The organism is Prevotella sp. CAG:592 (assembly GCF_000436015.1).
GTDB lineage: Bacteria > Bacteroidota > Bacteroidia > Bacteroidales > Bacteroidaceae > Prevotella > Prevotella pectinovora.
Genome location: NZ_FR892591.1, coordinates 33369 through 39305, shown reverse-complemented (window position 1 = coordinate 39305; position 5937 = coordinate 33369). Strand labels below are relative to the sequence as shown.

Here is a 5937-nt window from a genome sequence, read left to right as displayed (position 1 = left end):
ATTAGGGCTTGCTTGGATTTTGTTTTTTTATAAGGCGTCTTGAAGTCAGACATCGTATGATATTTTTCTGACAATGTGTAAGGCTGACAACTCCGTTGTATATATATATCGGTATGGGATAATGACACAAATTCAGCATTGAGAGTGAAAATACACGTGGTTTTCAATATGTAATGAAATTATTTTGGGAAAAAGCTTTGAACTTTCATTAAAGTTTCCGAACTTTGCATTACTTTGTTGAAAAGCATGGCTCTTTCTATGTCCTGTGCATAGCCGGAGCTTCTTGGATTAAGACTAATAAATGAAAAATCATTCATCAATACTGTAAATTCTATGGCAGAAAATTTGGAAGTAAAAGAGTTGGAGCAGGTAGTAGTACGCTTCTCAGGCGACTCTGGCGACGGTATGCAGCTCGCCGGTAACATCTTCTCCACGGTTTCAGCCACCATCGGCAACGGAATCTCAACATTCCCTGACTATCCAGCAGACATCCGCGCCCCGCAAGGATCGCTGACCGGCGTATCTGGTTTCCAGGTTCACATCGGTGAGGGAAAGGTTTATACCCCTGGTGACAAGTGCGATGTACTGGTGGCTATGAACGCCGCTGCATTGAAGACACAGTACAAGCATGCTAAACCACAGGCTACAATCATCATCGACACCGACAGCTTCGGTCCCAAGGATCTGGAGAAGGCTGAATTCAAGACAGCCGACTATCTCGCAGAGATGGGCATCGATGAGGATAGAGTAGTGGCTTGTCCTATCACAAAGATGGTGAAGGATTGTCTTGCCGACTCCGGCATGGACAACAAGGCCATCATGAAGTGTAGAAACATGTTTGCTCTCGGTATCGTATGCTGGCTCTTCAACCGCGATGTCACTCTCGTTGAGAATTTCCTGAGAGAGAAGTTCGCCAAGAAGCCTCAGATCGCCGAGAACAACATCAAGGTGGTTAACGCAGGTTTCAACTACGGACACAATACTCATGCCGGTGTGCCTGCTACATACCGCATCGAGTCAAAGAATAAGGTGAAAGGCCGCTATATGGACATCACCGGCAACAAGGCAACAGCCTATGGTCTTATCGCCGCTGCCGAGAAAGCTGGCATGAAGCTCTTCCTCGGTTCTTATCCTATCACACCGGCTACCGACGTGCTCCATGAGCTCGCAAAGCACAAGTCACTCGGAGTGACCACCGTGCAGTGTGAGGATGAGATTTCCGGTTGTGCAAGTGCTGTCGGCGCATCATTCGCCGGAGCTATGGCAGCCACATCAACTTCTGGTCCTGGCGTTTGCTTGAAGTCAGAGGTTATCAACCTCGCCGTTATCGACGAGCTGCCTCTCGTCATCATCGATGTGCAGCGTGGCGGTCCTTCTACAGGTCTGCCTACAAAGAGCGAGCAGACAGACTTGCTGCAGGCTCTCTACGGAAGAAACGGTGAGTCTCCAATGCCTGTAATCGCAGCTACAAGTCCTACCGACTGTTTCGACGCTGTCTACAGCGCAGCAAAGATTGCCGTTGAGCACCTCACACCGGTATTGCTCCTCACCGACGCATACGTTGCCAACGGTTCTGCAGCCTGGAAACTTCCTAACATCGCTGAGCTTCCTGAGATTCATCCTCACTATGCTCCAGAGAGCATGAAGGGCAACTACACTCCATATAAGAGAGACGAGGAGACTCTCGTTCGCTATTGGGGTATCCCTGGACGTGAGGGCTTCACTCATATCCTCGGCGGACTGGAGAAGGACAGCGACACTGGCGCTATCTCTACAGATCCTGAGAACCACGACAAGATGTGTCGACTGAGAGCAGGCAAGGTGGCTCGCATCCCTGTTCCAGACCTTGAGGTGTTGGGCGACAAGGACGATGCAGAACTGCTCATCGTAGGTTTCGGCGGTACTGCCGGACATCTCTATTCAGCTATGGAAGAGCTGCGCAAGAAGGGTCACAAGGTGGCTGCTGCACAGTTCAAGTTCATCAACCCGCTGCCAAAGAACACCGCAGAGGTGCTCATGAAATACAAGAAGGTGGTAGTGGCAGAGCAGAACCTCGGTCAGCTTGCTGCCTATCTGCGTGCCAAGGTTGACGGCTTCGTGCCATATCAGTTCAACCAGGTTAAGGGACAGCCATTCGTTGTAAGCGAGTTGGTGGAAAGCTTTGAGGAAATCATTAACAAGTAATATAAACGTCTAATTTTTCATTGACAATGTTCACAATACAAGATTATAAGAAAGGACAGCCACGTTGGTGTCCTGGTTGCGGCGACCACTTCTTCTTGGCTTCGCTACATAAGGCGATGGCAGAATTAGGCGTTCCGCCATACGAGACAGCGGTAATCTCCGGTATCGGATGCTCAAGCCGTCTGCCATACTATGTTAATACCTATGCGATGCAGACCATCCACGGACGTGCTGCTGCCATCGCTACCGGTGCCAAGGTAGCCAATCCAAACCTCACCATCTGGCAGATCAGCGGTGACGGCGACGGTCTTGCTATCGGTGGTAACCACTTCATCCACGCCATGCGTCGTAACATCGACCTGAATATGATACTTCTGAACAACCGTATCTACGGACTCACAAAGGGACAGTATTCTCCTACCAGTCCACGCGGTTTCGTCAGCAAGTCTTCTCCATTCGGTACTGTAGAGGACCCATTCCGTCCGGCAGAGCTTTGCTTCGGTGCAAGAGGTCGTTTCTTCGCACGTGCCGTAGCCACCGACGCTGCAGGAACTGTAGAGGTGCTGAAGGCTGCAAAGCAGCATAAGGGTGCTTCTGTATGCGAGATTCTGCAGAACTGCGTTATCTTCAACAACGGTGTTTACGACTCTATCTACAAGAGCGAGGGCAGAAAGAAGAACGCCATCTACGTGAAGCACGGCGAGCCGCTGATTTTCGGTGAGAACAACGAGTTCGGTCTTGTGCAGGAGGGCTTCGGTCTGAAGGTAGTGAAGATCGGCGAGAATGGCATTACAGAGAAGGACATCCTCGTTCACGACGCTCACTGTGAGGACAACACCCTGCAGCTGAAGCTCGCCATGATGGACAACGAGCATGGATTCCCAGTGGCTCTCGGTGTAATCCGCGACGTAGAGGCTCCTACCTATGAGACTGCCGTTGCTGAGCAGATTGAAGAGGTGAAGGGTAAGAAGAAATATCACAACTTCATGGAGCTCCTCGAAACCAACGACATTTGGGAAGTGAAATAAAGGGCATACGCTTTTATTATTCTTATATGATGCCATATTCCTCATATCAATATATGCGGGATATGGCATTTTGGCTTTTTTTAGAACAGATGGAATACTGGACTTTTTGCTAAACCAAAGACTTTTAGATATGACACACTACATCAAATCATTTATTGCGGCAACGATGGACGAAGGCAAGAAATGGATGATAATCAGCGGCGGAGGCGGAAAGGCAGGCGGCTTGAAGGTAGACACCAATACAAAGAGCAATCCATTCGCAGGACTACAGTTTGCCAGACTTTATTTCGATGGCTTCTCTTCAATAGAGATGGATAAAAAGACGTATCGCGTACAGATCACGGGTGTGGGAGCAGACGGTTCCATCACCTTAGGCAAGCTTGAGGCGTTCTCGCCGCAGTTCGGATGGGTGAAAGGACAGGACCGCCGGCTCTACAGCACCAAGTTCGTTTCTTCAAAGATGGTGACGCAGGTAGACAATGGAGGCCTGGCAGAAGGCTATTTCGAAGGTGTGGTAATGAAACCGGCGGAGCGCCGCAAAGTGGAATGGTCTACACCGAAGGTGTGGTTCGACACATTCCTCAAGAAGAATGGCATAGACTCAGATGCCATGTATGAGAGAATACGGCAGAAAACCATGGAACACTACAAGAATTTCAAGGGTGTATACACCCAGTTCTGGGAAGATTGACGAAAATGCAATGATAAAGTTGGCACTTTGGTAGGTTTTATTTACTTTTGCCGAGTAAATTGGCATAGAGCGCGTCTTTGCGCTCTAATGCCAATATATATGATAAAATGATTATGACGAATTACAATATAAACGACTTTGAGATCATGGCGCCGGTGGGGTCGAGAGAAAGCCTCGCCGCAGCGATACAGGCAGGAGCAGACTCCATTTATTTCGGCATCGAGAAGCTGAACATGAGGGCACACTCTGCCAGCACGTTCACTATCGATGACCTTCGCGAGATTGCAGCCACCTGCAATGAGCATGGCATAAAGACCTACCTCACCGTGAACACCATCATTTACAACGAGGACATACCGCTGATGCACGAGATTGTGGATGCAGCCAAAGAGGCAGGCATCTCGGCAGTGATAGCCAGCGACGTGGCGGTGATGACCTATTGCAACAAGGTGGGACAGGAGGTTCATCTCTCCACACAGCTCAATATCTCTAACGTGGAGGCACTGAAGTTCTATGCGCAGTTTGCCGATGTAGTGGTGCTCGCCCGTGAGCTCAACATGAGTCAGGTGGCAGAGGTGCACAGACTGGCAGAGGAACAGAACATCTGCGGACCGTCAGGACAGCCCGTGCGCATAGAGATGTTCTGCCATGGAGCCTTGTGTATGGCAATCAGCGGCAAGTGTTATCTCAGTCTCGACAATGCCAACCGTTCAGCCAACCGCGGAGAGTGCATACAGCTCTGCCGCCGTTCGTATACCGTGACCGACAATGAGACCGGCACCCAGCTGGAGATTGACAACAAATACGTGATGAGTCCTAAAGACCTGAAGACCGTGCGATTCATCGACAAGATGATGAAGAGCGGAGTCAGAGTGTTCAAGATAGAAGGCAGGGCACGCGGTCCGGAGTATGTCTACACCGTGGTGAAATGCTACAAGGAAGCCATACAGAGCGTTATCGACGGAACCTTTACGGAGGAGAAGAAAGACCAGTGGGACGAGCGTCTCGCCACCGTCTTCAACCGCGGCTTCTGGGATGGATACTATCTGGGACAGAAACTCGGAGAATGGAACAAGAACTACGGCTCTTGTGCTACGGAGAAGAAGGTGTATGTGGGCAAGGGAGTGAAATACTTCTCAAAGCTCGGCGTGGCAGAATTTGCCATCGAGGCAGCCGACTTCAAGAAGGGCGACAAGCTGCTCATTACCGGACCTACGACAGGCGTCATCTATATGAATGCCGACGAGATACGCTATGACCTGGAGCCCGTGGAAGAAGCCCGCAAGGGACAGCGCGTGTCAATGCCTGTGCCGTCAAAGGTGAGACCAAGCGACAAGCTCTTCAAACTGGAGCGGGTAGAGGAGTAAGCATATACGCCGCAACGCTCAAATGGATTTTCAACAACAATAAAATACACTACAATGACAATCAACGAAGCACAAGATGAAGTGATTGAGGAGTTTTCCGACTTCACCGATTGGATGGACAAATACCAGCTGCTCATAGACCTGGGCAACGAGCAGGAACCACTCGACAACAAATACAAGACAGAGAGCAATCTCATCGACGGCTGCCAGAGCCGCGTATGGCTGCAGGCAGACTATGTGGACGGAAAGATAATATTCACGGCAGAGAGCGACGCACTCATCGTGAAAGGCATCATAGCGCTGCTCATCAGAGTATTGAGCGGTCATACCCCACAGGAAATCCTCGCTGCCGACCTCTATTTCATCGACAAGATCGGTCTTAAGGAACATCTCTCGCCAACCCGCTCCAACGGTCTGCTCGCCATGGTGAAGCAGATACGCATGTATGCGTTGGCATATAAGGTAAAGAGTGAGGAGCAATGAGAAAGCTCAAGACTATAGAGATGCACCGCATGACGGTGAGCGACTTCAAGCAGAGTGACAAGATGCCGCTCATCGTGATGCTTGACGATGTGCGTTCGCTGCACAATGTGGGGTCGGTGTTCCGCAGTGGTGATGCCTTCCGTATCGAGGCGGTATGGCTGTGTGGCATTACCGCCACTCCGCC

The 5937-nt window shown here is 50.2% G+C and carries 5 protein-coding genes and 1 pseudogene; all 6 read left to right on the top strand.

Annotation, left to right across the window (positions count from 1 at the left end):
- Positions 1-333: 333 nt before the first annotated feature.
- Complete coding sequence (locus QVO99_RS07060) at positions 334-2184, top strand: 2-oxoacid:acceptor oxidoreductase subunit alpha (RefSeq protein WP_022316904.1); 1851 nt, start codon at positions 334-336, stop codon at positions 2182-2184.
- Positions 2185-2210: 26 nt separating this feature from the next.
- On the top strand, positions 2211-3212 hold the full coding sequence (locus tag QVO99_RS07055; protein WP_022316903.1) for a 2-oxoacid:ferredoxin oxidoreductase subunit beta: 1002 nt from the start codon (positions 2211-2213) through the stop codon (positions 3210-3212).
- Between the two features lie 130 nt (positions 3213-3342).
- Entirely contained in the window at positions 3343-3903 is a 561-nt protein-coding gene (locus QVO99_RS07050) for a hypothetical protein (RefSeq protein ID WP_022316902.1), read from the top strand.
- Between the two features lie 113 nt (positions 3904-4016).
- The gene (locus QVO99_RS07045; protein ID WP_022316901.1) at positions 4017-5270 is read left to right on the top strand and encodes a peptidase U32 family protein; all 1254 of its coding nucleotides are present in this window, start codon (positions 4017-4019) and stop codon (positions 5268-5270) included.
- A gap of 54 nt (positions 5271-5324) precedes the next feature.
- Positions 5325-5753, top strand: a complete 429-nt coding sequence (locus QVO99_RS07040) for a SufE family protein (protein ID WP_022316900.1) — start codon at positions 5325-5327, stop codon at positions 5751-5753.
- A pseudogene (locus tag QVO99_RS07035) lies at positions 5750-5937 on the top strand (TrmH family RNA methyltransferase); the annotation flags it as partial. The gene QVO99_RS07040 and the pseudogene QVO99_RS07035, both read left to right, overlap by 4 nt.

Coding starts and splice junctions, on each gene's coding strand:
- QVO99_RS07045 (WP_022316901.1), top strand. CDS start 4,017: ATGACGAATTACAATATAAACGACTTTGAGATCATGGCGCCGGTGGGG.
- QVO99_RS07040 (WP_022316900.1), top strand. CDS start 5,325: ATGACAATCAACGAAGCACAAGATGAAGTGATTGAGGAGTTTTCCGAC.
- QVO99_RS07050 (WP_022316902.1), top strand. CDS start 3,343: ATGACACACTACATCAAATCATTTATTGCGGCAACGATGGACGAAGGC.
- QVO99_RS07055 (WP_022316903.1), top strand. CDS start 2,211: ATGTTCACAATACAAGATTATAAGAAAGGACAGCCACGTTGGTGTCCT.
- QVO99_RS07060 (WP_022316904.1), top strand. CDS start 334: ATGGCAGAAAATTTGGAAGTAAAAGAGTTGGAGCAGGTAGTAGTACGC.